Below are 15,953 nucleotides of genomic sequence, written 5' to 3'. Positions count from 1 at the left end.
TCTCGACCTCTTGAACTCACGAACGTCAGTTCTAGTTCGTTTCTCGACCGCGACAGCGGTGTGTCGAGCGCCGGGCGGGCTCGGCACGAGGCGCTGGACTGGAGTTTTTGACCCTATCCGAGGCTCCTATCCTGCCTTGCTTCGTATCCATATTGCTCTTTGGAGGACTTGGCTATGAGGACACTTGATTTTACGCCATTGTGGCGCACCAGCGTCGGCTTCGATCATCTGGCTGGCCTTGTCGACGGCATGTCGCGCCAGCCGGCTGAGGACAACTATCCTCCCTACAATATCGAACGTCCCGGCGAGGATCACTATCGAATCACGTTGGCGGTGGCAGGTTTCGGCGCCAACGATATCTCCGTGACGGCCGAGCAAAACGCGCTCACGATCGAAGGCAAGAAGTCCGATGGTGCTGCGCGCGAATATCTCTACCAGGGTATCCCGGCGCGCCCGTTCCGGAGAGTCTTCAACCTTGCCGATTACGTTCAGGTCAAGCAGGCATCCTTCCAGGACGGTCTCTTGATCGTTGATCTTGTTCGAGAGATCCCGGAAGCGATGAAGCCGCGCAAGATCCAGATCGGAAGTGGAACGGCTGCTTCGTCCCAAACTGGGCAGAAGAAGGCTGCTTAGGTAGCCGCGATCCATGGACCGGCTACGTCAACGGACATCTGTCCTGTTCATTTCAACAGTGGGTGGCGACATCGAATACGCCGCTACCCAAATCTCGAGCACCATCCCTTTGGAAAGGAGTCAATAGGGAGGCGAGCCATGACTAACATAAAAATCGCGGGCGGTGGTCTGCAACCATTCTTCCATCCCGCCGCTCACTACGTTTCTCCGGCAGAAGTCCTGGATGACAAGGAGCTCTCGACACCTGAGAAGCGGATCATCCTATCCTCGTGGGCGTCGGACATGTACGCTGTGGAATCCTGTCCCGGCCTGCGGGAGATCCCCGGAACGGGCCAGGCTGTAAAGCTGGCCGACATACTGGCAGCGTTGCGTCAACTTGACGGAGACGGCGATGATGATCCGCCCCGTGGCGGTGGCGTTCCCATGCGGCTGCGGCGGCCCTGGGCCGCCGCACAGCGGGAGTCGCTGTGATGATCACGGAAGCTGTCCTCGGCATCATGCTGCTTGGCCATGCCGCGGCGGCCTGGGCGATTCCGATAGCAGCATTGCAACGGGCGCTTCTGCCGCTGCCTGGCGATCCCATGCAAGGGTGATTGAAATGTTACGACAGCGAACAATATTGGCATGGCTTCTGTTTGTTGTACTCTCCGCGTCTCATCCGGCATTAGCTCAAGTGCCGGATCTGAAGACGGGCGGTTCTGTGCCAACATTGGCGCCGGTGGTTCGACAAGTGACGACGGCGGTTGTCAATATTTCCGTGCACGGCCGCGTTCGCGAGGACAATCCACTTTATCGCGATCCGTTTTTCCGCGAATTTTTCGACATTCCCAAGCAGGTTGAGAAGGAAGTTAATTCGACGGGTTCGGGCGTCATCGTCGATGCCAAGCGCGGCTATGTGCTGACCAATAATCATGTGGTCGAAGGCGCCTCCGCCGTTCAGATTACGACCAAGGACGGCCGCCAGCTATCTGCGAAGGTGATCGGACGCGACCCGCCCACTGACGTTGCAGTGCTGCAAATCCAGAATCCTGCCAGCCTTCAGGGGCTTCCTTTCGGCGACAGTGATGCGCTTGAAGTCGGGGATTTCGTGCTCGCGATCGGCAATCCCTTTGGTCTCGGTCAGACTGTCACGTCCGGCCTGGTCAGTGCGCTGGGTCGCACAGGCTTGAGCAAGGAAGGCTACGAAGACTTCATCCAGACGGATGCTGCGATCAACCCGGGGAATTCCGGCGGCGCATTGGTGAATCTCCGCGGCGAGTTGGTCGGGATCAACTCGGCAATCATTTCGCCGGGTGGAGGTAATGTCGGGATCGGCTTCGCAATTCCGGCAAATATGGCGCGGCTGGTCATGGAACAGATCATAGACAAGGGACGCGTCGAGCGCGGCCGAATAGGCGTGTCACTGCGGGACCTCCAACCGTCGACCAAGCCAGGCCGCAACGAAGGGGCAGTGATCGCGGAGGTCGCGCCGGAGTCTCCGGCTGAAAAGGCCGGCTTGCAGAAAGACGATATCGTGATCATGGCAGACGACCGTCCGATCCGCACCGCCTCGCAACTTCGTAACAAGATCGGCCTTGCACGTGTTGGTCAGGATGTGAGGCTTACCGTCGTACGGGGCGATCACACCAGTTCCGCAGTCGTCAAAGTCGCTCCGCCCGTCCAGGCAGGCAGCACACCCACTCGCCTGTTGCGCTAATGCGAACAGGTTCAAGACAATGTGGCCGGTCTGACGCAGCCAAATCCAAAGGTGAGCAATGCGCTGGCGGGCCGTCGGCTGCTTTTAGGGCAGCCATCTAACTTGCTCAACCTTGTAACTCTTGTCGCCGCCTGGAGTCTCGACGGCTACGACTGAACCTTTGGACCTGCCTATCAACGCCCGTGCGATCGGTGAGCTGACTGAGATCTTGCCTCTGGTCGGGTTGGCTTCCGGCTCGCCGACGATTTGGCAAACCGCTCCTCGCCCGTATCCTGGTCCGTCAGCGTGACCGTCGCGCCGAACTTGATGGTTTCGCCGGACAGTTTGGACACATCGATAATTTCTGCACGTGCAAGCTTGGTTTCTAACTCGGCTATGCGAGCCTCGTTGAGGGCTTGGTCGGTTAGCGCCGTCTGATATTCCGAATTCTCAACGAGGTTGGGTTCGTCGGCAATCGCTTGCTGAATGCGCTCGGCAAGATGCGGCCGCTTGATTCTAACGCGGTCGGCTAGTTCGTCATTAAGAACGGCATGACCGGCCGCAGTCATCGGGAGGGTTGGCATCGATTCGCTACCGACTTCTAAGAGCACTACCGAGAGCTGAAAGCGGGCCGCGCTGTCGTCTGCCGGCCCACGTACCTCGTCGTTATTGGGCTGGCAACTATGCTGACCCTCGCCTGTTCCAAGGAGGACCCGCGTCCATAGTGATGGCCAATGAACAAAGGAACTGACGTTCCGTTCGTGAGTTTTGCGGGCATCCAGAACGGACTCCGGCACGCTCGCCGGTCGAGCGCCCCGGAGCGTCGCTCGTTGCACACGACGATGAATATAGGGGTGTCGACCAATGTACCAGTATCCAGAATTCACGCCTCCGATGACGAGCGTGGCAATCCTCCTAACGCGAAAGCAGCACCTCATCAGCCGCCTAGAGGAAGATCCTGGTCCAAGGGAGCGCGAGGAGATCGAGCGTCTTCTCAAAAAAATTGACGCCGAACTGGACGCCGTCGATAGGCCGGACAGGCTGTAAGGACTGGGAGGGCATCCATGCCGACCCATTCGTGTTCCGACTTGGGCAGTGCCGCTCAAGACGAAGCGGCATACCTTGAATCACTGATCCGCCAAGATTTCGAGCGGTGCCATCCGGGCGAGACTCTCGACGATCTTAAGCGGCGGGCAGCTTTTTCTAAGGAGGACAGAGGCTTGCTGCGAGATTGGATGGCGATTGCGGCGAGCCGTGCAGCGGCTGAGCGGGCAAAGAGGAAGGGATTCAATTCGGCGGCCTAAGGGGCTTGATTTCCGCACGCTGTCGGAAATCCGATACATCAACCGAACCGACCATCGGCTGGCACGCCCGAGACAGTGCAAGCTCTATCGCGTCAGAGCGACCAGGGAAGGACGCCCTCACTTTGCCGGGCCGTGTGGCTCGGTCAGCGAAAACAAAGGCAGGCACTGGACGAGTCCTACCGGCTCACCAAGCCAGGCAGTTCGCTCTTGATCCCGGTCATGATAAAATTCACGGCGATTGCTGCGATAATGAGCGCCATCACACGCGTCATAACGTTGATGCCGGTTCGGCCCAGGAAGCGTTCGATCGCGGCAGCCATCCACAAGGTCAAGCCGATCAAGGAAGTCGCAACTACCGCTGCCGCGGCCAGGAACGTCTTCCCAAGCCATCCCGGGTTGTCGTTCGAGAGGGTGATCATGATGCTCAGCTCGGCCGGTCCGACCAGCAACGGAAACGCAAAGGGCGTGATGGCGAGGCCATGTATGTCGACCTCCTTAAAGTTCGTCTCATCAGCGCGAGGAATGAACTTTCCATATTGCGCCTGAAACATTTCGAACGCGATTACCAAGACGAGCAGCCCGCCCGCGATTCGAAAGTCATCGAGCCCCACATTGAAAAACGCCAGGATCTCCTTGCCGAACATTGCAGATCCAACAAAGAAGACGGCTACCGCTGTACAGGCCAAAACGATGATCCGGTGCGTCTTCAGCGCGCCTGCGCCCCCATCATCGCCAAGAACACTGGAATAGCTCCGACCGGGTTCGTCAGGGCGTAGAGAAGGATGGTGGTGCCGACGAACTGATTCCAGGCCACAGTCTTGCAGTCCCTGCTACTCGTCGAGCAGCAGTCGTGCTCGAGATCTTGCTTGGGAGCCGGGTAACTCCGACTTCCTATCCGGGTTCCGGCCCGCAGCAATTTCAGAGGCTTGACAGAACACCGGAAATTCGTGCGAAAATAGCGGTGGGAGATGTTTGGAACCTAGGTGCCTGCTCAAGGGCCTTGGTCTTGTCTTCGCGAAATCACGACAATTTATCCGAGCCATGCCGGCCGGGCGGGGCGACGCCTGCTTGCCTGCGCGCGCTTGAACAATCGGAAGACAAATGAGCACTCCTGAAGGTAGTACTAGAACGCAGGCGGTTTCCACGGGCGTCGGCGGCTTTGATGGCATCCTCGATGGCGGATACGCCTCGCACCGTGTGCACTTGATCGAGGGTCAGCCGGGAACGGGCAAGACGACACTCGCATTGCAGTTCCTTCTCGATGGCGTATCCAAAGGCGAGCGTTGTCTTTACATCACGCTCTCTGAGAGCAAAGACGAATTGCGACAGGTGGCTGAGACTCACGGCTGGACGCTCGATGGGATCGACATCTTTGAGCTTGTTCCCGCGGAGCTCAGCCTGGACCCCAAGCAGCAACAGACGGTGGTCTACGCCTCAGATCTCGAGCTCGGCGAAACTACCAAAATGACCTTCGACGAGGTGAAGCGGGTTGCACCTGCTCGGGTGGTTTTCGACAGCCTCTCCGAAATCAGGCTCCTCGCGCAGAACCCGCTGCGGTACCGCCGGCAGGTCATTGCTCTAAAGCATTTCCTGGCCCAGGAGGGTTGCACCGGGCTATTTTTGGATGATCTTACCGGTGAGTCCGATGATCTCAATCTCCACAGTCTCGTCCATGGCGTTGTCAGGCTTGAGCATAATGCGCTGCAATATGGTGCGGAGCGCCGCAGGCTGCGTATCTTCAAGATGCGCGGTCGCAGCTTCCGCGGCGGCTTCCATGATTTCGTCATTCGCAAGGGCGGAATTGTTCTGTTTCCACGGCTGATTGCGTCCGAGCATCTCGATGGCAAGCCCCCGGCAGAACCGCTTCGGAGCGGTATCAACGAGCTGGATCAATTGCTGGGTAGCGGTCTTGATCGGGGAACGAGTACCCTGCTCATGGGCCCATCCGGCTCCGGCAAATCATCGATCGCCATGCAGTTCGTCATGGCCGCGCTGGGTCGTGGTGAACGCGCCCTCTTGGTGACCTTTGACGAGACGAAAGCGATCCTGATGAAGCGTGCAGCGGGCATGGGCTGGCATTTGGATCAGCCAATAGCATCAAAGCAGCTTCTTCTCGAGCAGGTCGATCCCGCGGAACTGTCCCCCGGCGAGCTTACCGGGATGGTCCGCCGGTGCGTCGAGGCGGACAATGTCCGGGTCGTGGTGCTCGACAGCCTGAGCGGGTATCAGAACGCCATGCCAGCCGAGCAGTTCATGTTGTTGTTGATGCACGAAATGCTGACCTATCTCAATCACCGCGGTGTCGTGACGATCCTGACGCTTGCGCAGCACGGACTTGTCGGTTCGATGCAGTCGAGTGTCGACCTCACCTATCTGAGTGACACGGTCCTGCTGCTGCGCTTCTTCGAGGCCGCTGGAAAAATCCGTCGCGCGATCTCGGTTCTAAAGAAGCGCACAGGACGTCACGAAGACGAAATTAGAGAGTACCGTCTCGATAATCGGGGCATTCGTGTCGGCCCTCCGCTGGCGGAATTCCAGGGCGTCTTGTCGGGGTCCCCCATCTATACCGGCCAACAGGGCGCGTTGCTTACGGCGACAACCAATGGACGGTCGTGAGCCGAATCCGAGCGGCCCGGTGCTCGTCCTTGCACCGTTCGGCCGTGACGCTCGCGTCGTTTGCTCCGCTCTGCGTGAGGTCGGCATTCAGGCGCTGGAGCAGTCGAGTCTCTCGGAACTGGTGGCCAGCTTGAATGATGCAGCCGCTGCCGTCGTAGCCGAGGAAGCGCTCTTACACGAGTACCGTGGCGCATTGGCCAAATGGATCGCCAGTCAGCCACCGTGGTCGGATTTCCCCTTCGTGCTGCTGACATTGAGAATAGGCCAGAATGGACCGGCGCTTGCGGAGCTGCTCGGTCTGCTTGGCCACGTTACGGTGCTCGAGCGACCATTGGCCGCGACCTCTCTCAAAAGTGCGGTACTGGCGGCGGTGCGCGGTCGCAGACGGCAGCGACAGGCGGAGCAGTATCTAGGACAATTGAAACAGCTGGCCGATACGCTTGAACGGCGCGTGGAAGAGCGGACCCAGCAGCTTTCGGAAGCCAACAAGCGGCTGAGAGACGAAATGGTGGAACGAGAGCGCACGGAAGTCGCGCTCCGTCAGGCCCAGAAGATGGAGGCCGTGGGGCAACTCACTGGGGGCATTGCCCACGACTTCAACAATCTCCTGATGGCAATCATCGGCAATCTTGAGCTGATTGCCCGGCGAGTGGAGGATGAAAGCATTCAGCGATATGTCCGGAACGCCATGCACGGCGCGCAGCGCGGGGCCAAGCTCGTCGGGCAGCTGCTGACATTCTCTCGCAAGCAACGGCTCGCGCCGGAGCCGGTCGACGTCAATCAACTCGTGGGCAACGTTGCAGAGATGTTGTCCAGAACCCTTGGGGCCTCCATCCGGGTTGACGTAATCACAAACAGGGATCTTTGGCCTGCACTGGTCGATGCGACCCAACTAGAACTGATGTTGCTCAATCTTGCGATCAATGCGCGAGACGCGATGCCGAACGGCGGCGTTCTTTCGATAGAGACAAACGTGCTCCACCGCGTCCCCGAGGATCTTCAGACCGAGCTCAAGCCAGGTGAGTACGTCTCGATCGAGGTGAAAGACACCGGCACCGGCATGCCTCCGGAAGTCCTGGCCCGAGCCTTCGATCCATTCTTCACCACCAAGGAGCCCGGTAAGGGAACAGGACTTGGATTGTCGCAAGTCTACGGGTTTGCCCGCCAATCCGGTGGGACCGCGAAAATTGAGAGCCAGGTTGGTCGGGGGACGGTGGTGCGGATACTGTTACCACGGTCAACCGATGCCGTTGTAGGAAGCGAAGATCGCCAATCGGATGCTACACGTACAGGAGCAAAGGAGCACATTCTCATTGTGGACGACGACGCCAGCGTGCTCGAAACGACACGGAGCATGCTTGACGATCTCGGATATCAAGCGATCGCGGCTGGCAATCTGGATGCGGCGCTGGCAACACTTTCCGATCAAGCCATCGATTTGGCGATCATCGATCTCGCGATGCCCGGCGTCTCTGGACTGGACGTTGGACTTGAACTTCAACGCCAGCAACCCGGCTTGCCCATCGTGTACTGCAGTGGCTATCCGGATCTCATCGAGGAGACTGGCAAGCATATCAACGGCAGCATGCTCCTCAGCAAACCGTTTTCCTCCCGAGAGCTCTCGGCCAAGCTCGAGGCGATGCTACGCACAAGAGCCAGCCAACATTCTGCTTGAGTCGGTCGCACGCGAACGGAACCGGAATCCGTCGGGCTCAATCGAGACCGGTCCGCACCATAGCGCGAGCCAGCTCGAGTTCGCTGATTGCCTGGCGCAGCGATCGACGGGCCGCCGCCTTATCTCCGTTCGCACAGGGCACTTTCAGTTCCTTAATATGCTGAGCCGCGATCTCCGCATGCGCAACGACATCCGCGGCGCCAGCGAAACTGGATTTCCGTTTTGTGTCCATGTTTGGGCACGTCCCCCAAGACGGCTTACGCCATTAGAAGCGGGACGGGAGCGGGGGGCGCTCCCGTCGATTTGCCTCATTTCGAGTTGATCGCGATGCGCTTCACCTTCGATTCTGCTTGCGGCAGCTTTGGCATGGTGACCGTCAGCACGCCGTTCTTGAACGCGGCAGATATCTTGTCCTGGTCCACGTCGACGATCGGGATGCGCCGTTCAAACCTGCCATAATAGCGCTCACTGAACTTGCGATCCTTGTCTTCCGTCTCGGTCTTCTTCTCTCCCTTGATCGAGAGAACGCCGTTAGTTAGCTCGACCTGGACGTCTTTTTCGTCAAGGCCCGGCAGCTCCGCCGTGACCCTCACGTCCTTGTCACTCTCATTGACCTCAATGCTCGGCCAATTCATCGACTCGAAAAAGCTGCCGCCAAACGGCGCCACATCGAAGCCGCGGAAGACGTCGTCGAATAGCCGATTCATCTCCCGATGCAGGGTGAGAACTGGATTGTAGTTTTCGGCGCGGCGGGTGGTTAGATCGCGACCGCGGCCCCAAGGGATTAGATCATTGATAGCCATAGGGTTTCTCCTTTCTTTGTTCCAAAGGTTCGCGAGGCGGCGTGGATACGCCGCACAATTCAACTACGACCAGGCGGTGTTAGGCCGCTTGCTTGTTCTCGGCTTGCTGGTGATCGCCTGTGCTGATCGTAATCTGGCGCGGTTTCATCGCCTCGGGAATCTCCCGTGCCAAATCGATCTTGAGCATGCCGTTCTCAAACGAGGCGCCCTTCACTTCCACATATTCGGCCAGATTGAAGATCCGCCGGAACGGGCGCGAAGAGATGCCTTGGTAGAGATATTGATAGCTGCCCTTATCGGCCTTTCGACCCTCAACGGTTAGGGTGTTCTGCTCGGCCGTGATGGAAACCTCCTCAGGCGTGAAGCCCGCAAGAGCCAGCGAGATTTGGTAGTGGTCCTCGCCGACGCGTTGGATGTCGTAAGGCGGGTAGTTGTCCCCGCCGGTCCATCCGCCGGAGTCCTCGAGAAAGTCGAACAACCGATCGTACCCAACTGTCGATCGCCACAAGGGAGCGAGATCAAGCGTGGTCATAGCCATATCCTCCTTCGAGCAACATGGATAGGAGCGCCTCGGACACCTGCCGGGCGCCCGCGGACCGGGCCCTGCGGAAGGCGCCCGGTATGCCGTGCGATTACTCGCCCGGTCACCCATGAAATTAGAAGCAGCCTCGATCGTTTCAAGTCCCCTCGGTCCCTTGCGAAAACAGCCGTGCCGCACCCATGTTGTTGGCGGCCCCGGCTGAGACGATTGGAAGGAGTTTCTGCCGTCCTGCTGCACCTCGGCCGGGCCCTTCCAAGCGTACCTACCAACGAGTGTGAGTGACCATGGCACGAGCAGTCCAAAACGACGTGGTCGAGACAGCGCTTCTGGAATCATTTACTGCGAGTGATCCGCCGTGCTTCGCCGCGCTCGGCGTCAACATCGGCTCTCCAGGTCGGCTTGGTTCGCCGGTAGCGCAAGGGGCCGAGGCTAAGCGCGAACGCAAGAGCCGCTCCCCGGCGGCGGTGCATAATGACTTCCCGGAACGGCTGGCTCCGTCTGGGGCCGCAACGCCGCCGCGCATCGGCGCAGTCGTGGTGGCGAAGGCCGGCTAGACCTGAAGTTGTAAAGAGCATGAACCGATTGGAAGCACGGAGAACGGAATGAAGATCGCGCAGATTGCCCCGCTATTCGAGAGCGTACCGCCCCGGCTTTATGGCGGTACCGAGCGGGTCGTGCATTACCTGACGGAGGAGTTGGTCAGGCAGGGTCACAAGGTCACCCTGTTTGCGAGCGGGGATTCCATCACCTCAGCCGAACTCGTTCCGGGCACGCCGCGGGCCCTGCGGCTCGATCCGGATGTTCAAAATTCCATTCCGCACCAAATGGTGCTCCTCGACAAGGTCCGGGAGCGCGCTGCGGAGTTTGACGTCCTCCATTTCCATGTCGATTACCTGCACTTTCCGCTGTTTCGGACGCAGGCGGCACGAACAGTAACGACCCTGCACGGGCGGCAGGATCTGCCTGACCACCTGCCGTTCTACGCCCATTTCCCTGAGATGCCTTTGGTGTCGATCTCCGATGCTCAGCGCACGCCACTGCCGCGAGCCAATTTCATCTCAACTGTCTATCACGGGCTGCCGCTGGATCTGCACAAGCCGTCCTATCACCCGGGCGGTGGCTATCTCGCCTTCCTTGGACGAATTTCTCCGGAGAAGCGGCCTGACCGCGCCATCGCAATTGCGCGAGCGGCAGGCCTGCCATTGAAGATCGCCGCGAAGGTCGACCATGCCGACGAGGCCTATTTTCGCGACACTATTGCGCCGCTGCTTGACGCACCGGGGGTCGAATTCATCGGCGAGATCAACGAGAGCGAAAAGACGGACTTTCTAGGAAACGCCGCAGCGCTGCTGTTTCCAATTGATTGGCCGGAGCCATTTGGTCTCGTCATGATCGAGGCGATGGCATGCGGCACACCCGTTTTGGCGTTCCGCGGAGGATCGGTCGCTGAGATTATTGAAGACGGCATCACCGGACGCATCGTTGAAAGCGTAGACGAAGCCGTGCACGCGATGCCGAACTTGCTTTCGCTGGATCGAAAGGCCGTTCGCGCCCGCTTCGAGGATCGCTTCTCCGCAACGCGCATGGCAGCCGAGTACGTGAAGCTTTATCAGAAGATGCTTAGAATGCGTGCATCCGAGCATCATCTGTTGAGTATGGCTGGGCATTCGGTCCGCCGTTCCGATGCGGGAGCTGCAGTCGCAAATGAAGTTAATTGAGCATGCTAAATGGGGGAGATCTGGCGCGCTATATTGCCGGGCGCTTGTTGGAAGCGACCGAAGCTATGCGCGTGCGCGCACGACATAGTAGACCCACTTGCGCTAAAAAGATTCCGCAACAAGATATTCAGTGCGCGTTCGACCCCATCGCAGGTTGCCTCGGGCCGCCACGAAGGCGCCAAGGCGGAAAAGGCCGTGCCGTTCCCGACTGCCTGCGATCGGGCCGATGAAGTTCTCATTCGGCGGACACCATCCATGACTTAATCGGCGAGCTGACGTGTTTCTCGTCCATCAATCCGGCGATAGTGCATACCGTGCCCAGCGCGCTGCTGTTATTCGGCGCCCAATGTGGCCCCCGATCGGCTCTGAAGGTTCACCCACCCGGCGCCGGCGAAGCCATTGCACGATCATCAGAATGCGACGGGCTACGCTCGCAACGCGATCATTCATAATGGCCGCCTCGATAAGGGCGTGCTGCTGATCGTCAAGAGCTGCCGGATCAGCCGACCGAGGGCCACGATATCGGGTGTGCTGATGTGTCTCGCGCGACCGTCTCGGGAAGCCGCTCAGTCCCTGCCCCTCGCTGTAGCGAATATAAAGTTCTGCCGGCACCGGGAAGGCGCCGCAACAGCGCCGGCGGAATGGCACGCCGCTTGTCCCAAGCGCCAACCTCCCAGACCAGACCGACGGCGAGCTTCTGGAAATGGTGAAGTGGCCCCGCGGCTGCGTCCCCCGGAGGCAATGTCAGATAGGGCGCGCGCATCTCGACTGTTCCGCGCCCCGCCCTGATCGCGTGCGGAACCTCCATGATCTCGATATCCACATCGAACTCGGTGCGTTGCTGAAGGGCGCGCATGCTCTCGCCGCCGGGCGGCCGGCTCGTGGCGCGCTGCGTGTTCCAGACCGACCAGCGCGGATCCCGCTCGATATCGTCGAACGATTGTCCGGTCCGCGATGATCGCTTCCTTCGGGGGTTCTCGTCGTCATCGCGGAGGCGCCGATTTCTTGCCGTCAGTGCAAAAATCCACAAAGGCCGCAGCTGCGAGGTGGTCGCCCCTTTGCAGGAACGCTTCCAGCCTCGGTCGGTTAGCGGAAGGACTAACGGAGCTGAGCCATGACCGATTATCCCAAGCCCCCTTATCCGACTCAGCAGCAACCCATGCCGGGTTCGACTGGCGCGATGAAACCGCGTCCCGATCATGGTGAGGTAAGCTATAAAGGAGCGGGCCGCCTGGCCGGCAAGAAAGCCATCATCACCGGCGGTGACAGCGGCATTGGTCGAGCCGTCGCGATCGCTTACGCGCGGGAAGGCGCGGACATTCTCATTTCCTATCTCAACGAGGATGAGGATGCGGCCGAGGTGAAGACCTTCGTGGAGCGAGAAGGGCGGAAGGCTCTCCTCATGCCCGGCGATGTCCGACATCCCGATCATTGCCGTTCGATCGTGCGCCGTGCGGTCGAGCAATTGGGAGGCATCGACATCCTCGTCAACAATGCCGCCCATCAAGCCACCTTCAAGGACATTGAAGACATCAGCGACGAGGAATGGCAGCGTACATTCGAGGTGAACATCCACGCGATGTTCTATCTGACGAAAGGCGCTGTCCCTCACATGCCCCCGGGTTCGTCAATTATCAATACGGCATCTGTGAACTCCGATATGCCAAACCCGAGTTTGTTGGCATATGCCACCACCAAAGGAGCGATACAGAACTTTACTGGTGGGCTCGCCCAGATGCTGGCCAGCAAGGGCATTCGCGTGAACGCAGTCGCACCGGGGCCGATTTGGACGCCTCTCATTCCGTCGACCATGCCTGAGGAGACCGTCAAGAATTTCGGCAAGCAGGTGCCGATGCAGCGAGCCGGACAACCGGCTGAGCTCGCGACTGCCTACGTTATGTTGGCCGATCCGCTATCGAGCTATACTTCAGGCGCGACCCTGGCTGTTACGGGAGGAAAGCCGTTCATTTGACGGCGGAAACCGCAGCCTTGTCGAATAGGGAGCCGACCGGACCATCGAAGGGGACGCCACACTTCAACGTGCTGCGCAACCATCGGCCTTACGCGCGTCCTTGCAACAGTCGTTACGGCGCATCACCTAGACCGCAAAGACGACCGTCAACGCGATGGCTTCGCTCGTGGTTCATTGGCTTCCGAGACGAGCTCGGCGACCGATAGACCGTAGCGCCGATACTTCAGCTCTATTTTGGCAGCCAGTCTTAGATGGCTCGTCACCAGATGTAAGCAGCTTCCGATCTCCAGTCTCCCGAAGGCGCCTCGCATACGTCGTTTCCTGGGACGCGGTGAGCAGTGGGAAGTTGCGGATCTGTGGCAGATATCGTGATAACCCGCCTTCCGAGTTGATCGTGGGGAGGGCTGACGGGATTGACATGGCTTGCCCTCCTTCAGCAGCCGGCGCCATTCTTGCGGTCGAACGGACTGCCAGAGGGAGGCACGCGCGAGGGCCGCTCAACGCGGGCCAAGCCGGTTGACGGCCCAAATAGGAGACAGGTGGTTTTCATATCCAAATTCTCCATGGAGCAAAATGGTACGAACCGCCGTGTCCGGATTTGGCTGGGCCCTTGAGGCGCCCGACGACACTCAGGCCAGCGGCGCCCAAAGAACTGCGAAGCCAACGGGTTGTTCCTTGTTTCGACGGTGCAATAGGTTGGAAATGGTTTCAATCAACTCGGTATGGAGATGAAGGCCACCGTGGTTGGGTTTTTTCGCTGTAAATTACAGGATATCCAATGTTTGAATTTGAATCTCGTTGGGAAAATTCTCTTGGGAAATCAAAGCCGATAGCGTGTCTCCTAATTAGCCGCTCGGTCGGTACGCACAAAGTCCTACGACGCGTTGGTCGTGTGTCTTGCGCGGCTTCCGGAACAGACCTCCGGATGAGAATGGCTGAGGCATTGTGCTGAGGGCGACCGCGCAGCATGTAGTTGGCGAACCTCGGAGAGGCGCTTCCTTATTTGGAAATTCCTGCTAAGCAATTGATATCACTAGAGGCGAATTGGCCCGTTTTTCCAAATGCGCTTTGAAATCATTGAATAATCAAACTGATTTTGATTCCGCCATTCGGCGTCTGATCTGTTGTGGCTAAAACGACGCTCAAGGTCTTGAGTTCGTTACGTACAAAGCGCCGGTAGGCGTAGGTCCTTAGTACGTGTTTGGAAAGGGTGCCATCCGGTCACCTGACACGCCGACGGCTGAAGTCATGCGGCCTTCCGAGTTCTTTCTTGCTCCTCGCCCAGAGTGTTTGGCTCTAATCGGAATTGGGTCACGGCTCTTCGGCTGGCTCTGTGGCCAAGCCAATTGATCAGAACTTGCTCTTCTGTAAGCGACTTACCCAGTGCGGAAAATACGACGGTGCTGATAGCTTGTTGTTGGCTGCGCAGGTGGTCTTCAACCAGCTTGTGTCGGGTGACATAGCCAGCGTTCACACCAGGGATAGAATGGTTCATGAGGAGCTTGGCATCGAACTCGGAAACGCCGGCAACGGTGGCAATCGTCCGAAATGTTTGACGAAGGTCATTGCCCCATTTTGATAGAATATCTCGACCTTCCTTTGTTTCCGCCAAGTGCCCTGAAGCGCTCTCAGCTGGGAATAGCCATTTTTGCGCCTGAGACGGATGCATTTGCCTGCCGAAACGAAGCACCCTGGTGAGGCTCAGGATCATTTCCCGAGATAGCGGGATGTCGAACGCTCGCTTACTGCCTCCCTTAGGCTTTGGGATGTGGAGCGTTCGCCTTCGAAAATTGATGTGATCGGGCTTGGCCTGCTGCAATGCGGTGGGCCTCGAGCCACAGAGTAATGTGAAAAGATGGAATTCGCGCCGGATCGGATTGTCCAGACCAGCCAGCTCTAAGAACCATTCTTTCAAATCACCGGTGCCCATACCAGTGTTCCTGCGCTCTTCCTGATTCCAATCGACTGCATCTGCCGGATTGTCACGTGGCAGCGATCGATTGGTCTTCCGAGCATGATTGTAGATGGCCCGCAGCGTCCGCATGCTGCCATTCGCCATATACGGACCGTTCTCCTTGGTAAGCTGATCATGCTTTTCGGCGACGCGGCCGGGATCGTTCGCGAGATCGAGCAGAGGGGTGTCAAGCCATTCCGAAAAGAGACGTTCGACGTGATCCCGATAGCCACTTATCGTTTTCTCGCTACGGCCTTTTCGGATCAGGTGAGCTTCCAGATAGCGTTGCCAAGCCTGCTTTAGGGTAGCGGCCGCTACGGCACTATTCCCATCGGTCTCAGCCCGTCCGGCCTTTCCGTCTGGTCTCGTTTTCGGGTGCTGTCCTTTGCTGATCTGAGCAAGATATTCTTTGGCAATCGCGCGGGCTGCTCGGGTCGTCAACTCGCTCGCATCTCCAATCGACACTCTGATGGATGAGGCTCGCTTTCCCCGTTGTCGAAGATCACCTTGAACAGTGAACGTCCTCTTCCGCTTCCCCACAACCACGAAGAAGCCTTTCAACTCGGTGTCGCGAGCCAGATACCAGCCATCTTCGGGCGTGGGTAGCTGAGCGATGGCCTTGTCGCTGAGAGCAATGCGAATGTCGGTCATGGGGGCGGCGTGAACTGCTAAAACGGTTTTCAAACGGTTTTGGCGAACTGAGGTGTTTGAAGGTGAGGGTTCGCTGGAGTGCGAAGCTATGCGACAAGTCCCTATAAATAAAAGACCTTCTTGGACGCCGTCGTAGTGTGGCGCAGATTCAGAAATCGCAGCGAGGCGCCGGTTTTGAACTCTTAATCAGCGGGTCCCAGGTTCGAGCCCTGGTGCGCCCACCATTTCAATGACTTAGCCAGCAAAGCCGTTTGAGCATCTAATTTTTCAAACGGCCATTTTCGACCGACGGCCCGCAGCGGCCGATAGAGGCTTGCGTCGCGCGACACCTCAGCACTTCTTGTGTGATTAAGAGCTGACTGCCATCAGCGCATGGCGAGATCCACGAGTGGCGCTCCGGCTTGTCCAACG

General features: G+C 58.5%; 16 protein-coding genes and 1 pseudogene. 9 read left to right on the top strand and 8 right to left on the bottom strand.

Features of this window, described 5'->3' with window-relative positions:
• The first annotated feature begins 174 nt into the window (after nt 1-174).
• From AC1RQP_RS37580 to AC1RQP_RS37565, 4 genes are all read left to right on the top strand, one after another.
• On the top strand, nt 175-633 hold the full coding sequence (locus AC1RQP_RS37580; RefSeq protein ID WP_492942522.1) for an Hsp20 family protein: 459 nt from the start codon (nt 175-177) through the stop codon (nt 631-633).
• Nucleotides 634-771: 138 nt separating this feature from the next.
• Nucleotides 772-1,104, top strand: coding sequence for a hypothetical protein (locus AC1RQP_RS37575; protein ID WP_492942520.1), 333 nt, complete (start codon nt 772-774; stop codon nt 1,102-1,104).
• Nucleotides 1,104-1,226, top strand: coding sequence for a hypothetical protein (locus AC1RQP_RS37570; protein ID WP_492942518.1), 123 nt, complete (start codon nt 1,104-1,106; stop codon nt 1,224-1,226). The genes AC1RQP_RS37575 and AC1RQP_RS37570 overlap by 1 nt, the downstream gene beginning before the upstream one ends.
• Before the next feature lie 5 nt (nt 1,227-1,231).
• Nucleotides 1,232-2,329, top strand: coding sequence for a trypsin-like peptidase domain-containing protein (locus AC1RQP_RS37565; protein WP_492942516.1), 1,098 nt, complete (start codon nt 1,232-1,234; stop codon nt 2,327-2,329).
• A gap of 84 nt (nt 2,330-2,413) precedes the next feature.
• Here the strand turns inward: AC1RQP_RS37565 and greA are convergent.
• From greA to AC1RQP_RS37550, 3 genes and pseudogenes are all read right to left on the bottom strand, one after another.
• Nucleotides 2,414-2,892: pseudogene (gene greA / locus AC1RQP_RS37560) on the bottom strand (transcription elongation factor GreA).
• Nucleotides 2,893-3,788: 896 nt separating this feature from the next.
• On the bottom strand, nt 3,789-4,256 hold the full coding sequence (locus AC1RQP_RS37555) for a MarC family protein (RefSeq protein WP_492942514.1): 468 nt from the start codon (nt 4,254-4,256) through the stop codon (nt 3,789-3,791).
• Between the two features lie 62 nt (nt 4,257-4,318).
• On the bottom strand, nt 4,319-4,426 hold the full coding sequence (locus AC1RQP_RS37550) for a MarC family protein (RefSeq protein ID WP_492942512.1): 108 nt from the start codon (nt 4,424-4,426) through the stop codon (nt 4,319-4,321).
• A 287-nt stretch (nt 4,427-4,713) separates the two neighbouring features.
• Between AC1RQP_RS37550 and AC1RQP_RS37545 the strand changes: the two genes are divergently transcribed.
• Together AC1RQP_RS37545 and AC1RQP_RS37540 are read left to right on the top strand one after the other, a co-directional pair.
• Entirely contained in the window at nt 4,714-6,228 is a 1,515-nt protein-coding gene (locus AC1RQP_RS37545) for an ATPase domain-containing protein (RefSeq protein ID WP_492942510.1), read from the top strand.
• On the top strand, nt 6,215-7,903 hold the full coding sequence (locus AC1RQP_RS37540) for an ATP-binding protein (protein ID WP_492942508.1): 1,689 nt from the start codon (nt 6,215-6,217) through the stop codon (nt 7,901-7,903). Before AC1RQP_RS37545 ends, AC1RQP_RS37540 begins: the two co-directional genes overlap by 14 nt.
• Nucleotides 7,904-7,940: 37 nt before the next feature.
• Here the strand turns inward: AC1RQP_RS37540 and AC1RQP_RS37535 are convergent, their stop codons facing one another.
• The 3 genes from AC1RQP_RS37535 to AC1RQP_RS37525 form a co-directional block, all read right to left on the bottom strand.
• Nucleotides 7,941-8,135 carry a hypothetical protein gene (locus tag AC1RQP_RS37535; protein WP_492942506.1) on the bottom strand — a complete coding sequence of 65 codons (195 nt, stop codon included), beginning with the start codon at nt 8,133-8,135 and terminating at the stop codon, nt 7,941-7,943.
• A gap of 76 nt (nt 8,136-8,211) precedes the next feature.
• The gene (locus AC1RQP_RS37530) at nt 8,212-8,706 is read right to left on the bottom strand and encodes an Hsp20/alpha crystallin family protein (RefSeq protein WP_492942504.1); all 495 of its coding nucleotides are present in this window, start codon (nt 8,704-8,706) and stop codon (nt 8,212-8,214) included.
• 79 nt (nt 8,707-8,785) lie between these two features.
• Nucleotides 8,786-9,238: an Hsp20 family protein gene (locus AC1RQP_RS37525; RefSeq protein WP_492942502.1), complete on the bottom strand. Its 453-nt coding sequence runs from the start codon at nt 9,236-9,238 to the stop codon at nt 8,786-8,788.
• Nucleotides 9,239-9,531: 293 nt separating this feature from the next.
• Between AC1RQP_RS37525 and AC1RQP_RS37520 the strand changes: the two genes are divergently transcribed.
• The 3 genes from AC1RQP_RS37520 (at nt 9,532) to AC1RQP_RS37510 (ending at nt 12,937) form a co-directional block, all read left to right on the top strand.
• Complete coding sequence (locus AC1RQP_RS37520; protein ID WP_492942500.1) at nt 9,532-9,801, top strand: hypothetical protein; 270 nt, start codon at nt 9,532-9,534, stop codon at nt 9,799-9,801.
• Between the two features lie 48 nt (nt 9,802-9,849).
• Nucleotides 9,850-10,965 (top strand): glycosyltransferase family 4 protein, encoded by a 1,116-nt coding sequence (locus AC1RQP_RS37515; protein ID WP_492942498.1) that lies wholly within the window; start codon nt 9,850-9,852, stop codon nt 10,963-10,965.
• A 1,114-nt stretch (nt 10,966-12,079) separates the two neighbouring features.
• Nucleotides 12,080-12,937, top strand: a complete 858-nt coding sequence (locus tag AC1RQP_RS37510) for an SDR family oxidoreductase (RefSeq protein ID WP_492942496.1) — start codon at nt 12,080-12,082, stop codon at nt 12,935-12,937.
• Between the two features lie 171 nt (nt 12,938-13,108).
• Here the strand turns inward: AC1RQP_RS37510 and AC1RQP_RS37505 are convergent, their stop codons facing one another.
• Nucleotides 13,109-13,357: a sigma-70 factor domain-containing protein gene (locus tag AC1RQP_RS37505; protein ID WP_492942494.1), complete on the bottom strand. Its 249-nt coding sequence runs from the start codon at nt 13,355-13,357 to the stop codon at nt 13,109-13,111.
• Between the two features lie 826 nt (nt 13,358-14,183).
• Nucleotides 14,184-15,542, bottom strand: coding sequence for an integrase arm-type DNA-binding domain-containing protein (locus AC1RQP_RS37500; protein ID WP_492942492.1), 1,359 nt, complete (start codon nt 15,540-15,542; stop codon nt 14,184-14,186).
• Nucleotides 15,543-15,953 lie beyond the last annotated feature (411 nt).

It is taken from the genome of Bradyrhizobium sp. GW821-FHT13H06 (genome assembly GCF_058803975.1).
Note: the sequence above shows the minus strand (reverse complement) of the source record. Positions and strands in the feature narration are given on the sequence as shown.

Coding starts and splice junctions, on each gene's coding strand:
- AC1RQP_RS37580 (WP_492942522.1), top strand. CDS start 175: ATGAGGACACTTGATTTTACGCCATTGTGGCGCACCAGCGTCGGCTTC.
- AC1RQP_RS37575 (WP_492942520.1), top strand. CDS start 772: ATGACTAACATAAAAATCGCGGGCGGTGGTCTGCAACCATTCTTCCAT.
- AC1RQP_RS37570 (WP_492942518.1), top strand. CDS start 1,104: ATGATCACGGAAGCTGTCCTCGGCATCATGCTGCTTGGCCATGCCGCG.
- AC1RQP_RS37565 (WP_492942516.1), top strand. CDS start 1,232: ATGTTACGACAGCGAACAATATTGGCATGGCTTCTGTTTGTTGTACTC.
- AC1RQP_RS37555 (WP_492942514.1), bottom strand. CDS start 4,256: ATGTTCGGCAAGGAGATCCTGGCGTTTTTCAATGTGGGGCTCGATGAC.
- AC1RQP_RS37545 (WP_492942510.1), top strand. CDS start 4,714: ATGAGCACTCCTGAAGGTAGTACTAGAACGCAGGCGGTTTCCACGGGC.
- AC1RQP_RS37540 (WP_492942508.1), top strand. CDS start 6,215: ATGGACGGTCGTGAGCCGAATCCGAGCGGCCCGGTGCTCGTCCTTGCA.
- AC1RQP_RS37535 (WP_492942506.1), bottom strand. CDS start 8,135: ATGGACACAAAACGGAAATCCAGTTTCGCTGGCGCCGCGGATGTCGTT.
- AC1RQP_RS37530 (WP_492942504.1), bottom strand. CDS start 8,706: ATGGCTATCAATGATCTAATCCCTTGGGGCCGCGGTCGCGATCTAACC.
- AC1RQP_RS37525 (WP_492942502.1), bottom strand. CDS start 9,238: ATGACCACGCTTGATCTCGCTCCCTTGTGGCGATCGACAGTTGGGTAC.
- AC1RQP_RS37520 (WP_492942500.1), top strand. CDS start 9,532: ATGGCACGAGCAGTCCAAAACGACGTGGTCGAGACAGCGCTTCTGGAA.
- AC1RQP_RS37515 (WP_492942498.1), top strand. CDS start 9,850: ATGAAGATCGCGCAGATTGCCCCGCTATTCGAGAGCGTACCGCCCCGG.
- AC1RQP_RS37510 (WP_492942496.1), top strand. CDS start 12,080: ATGACCGATTATCCCAAGCCCCCTTATCCGACTCAGCAGCAACCCATG.
- AC1RQP_RS37505 (WP_492942494.1), bottom strand. CDS start 13,357: ATGTCAATCCCGTCAGCCCTCCCCACGATCAACTCGGAAGGCGGGTTA.
- AC1RQP_RS37500 (WP_492942492.1), bottom strand. CDS start 15,542: ATGACCGACATTCGCATTGCTCTCAGCGACAAGGCCATCGCTCAGCTA.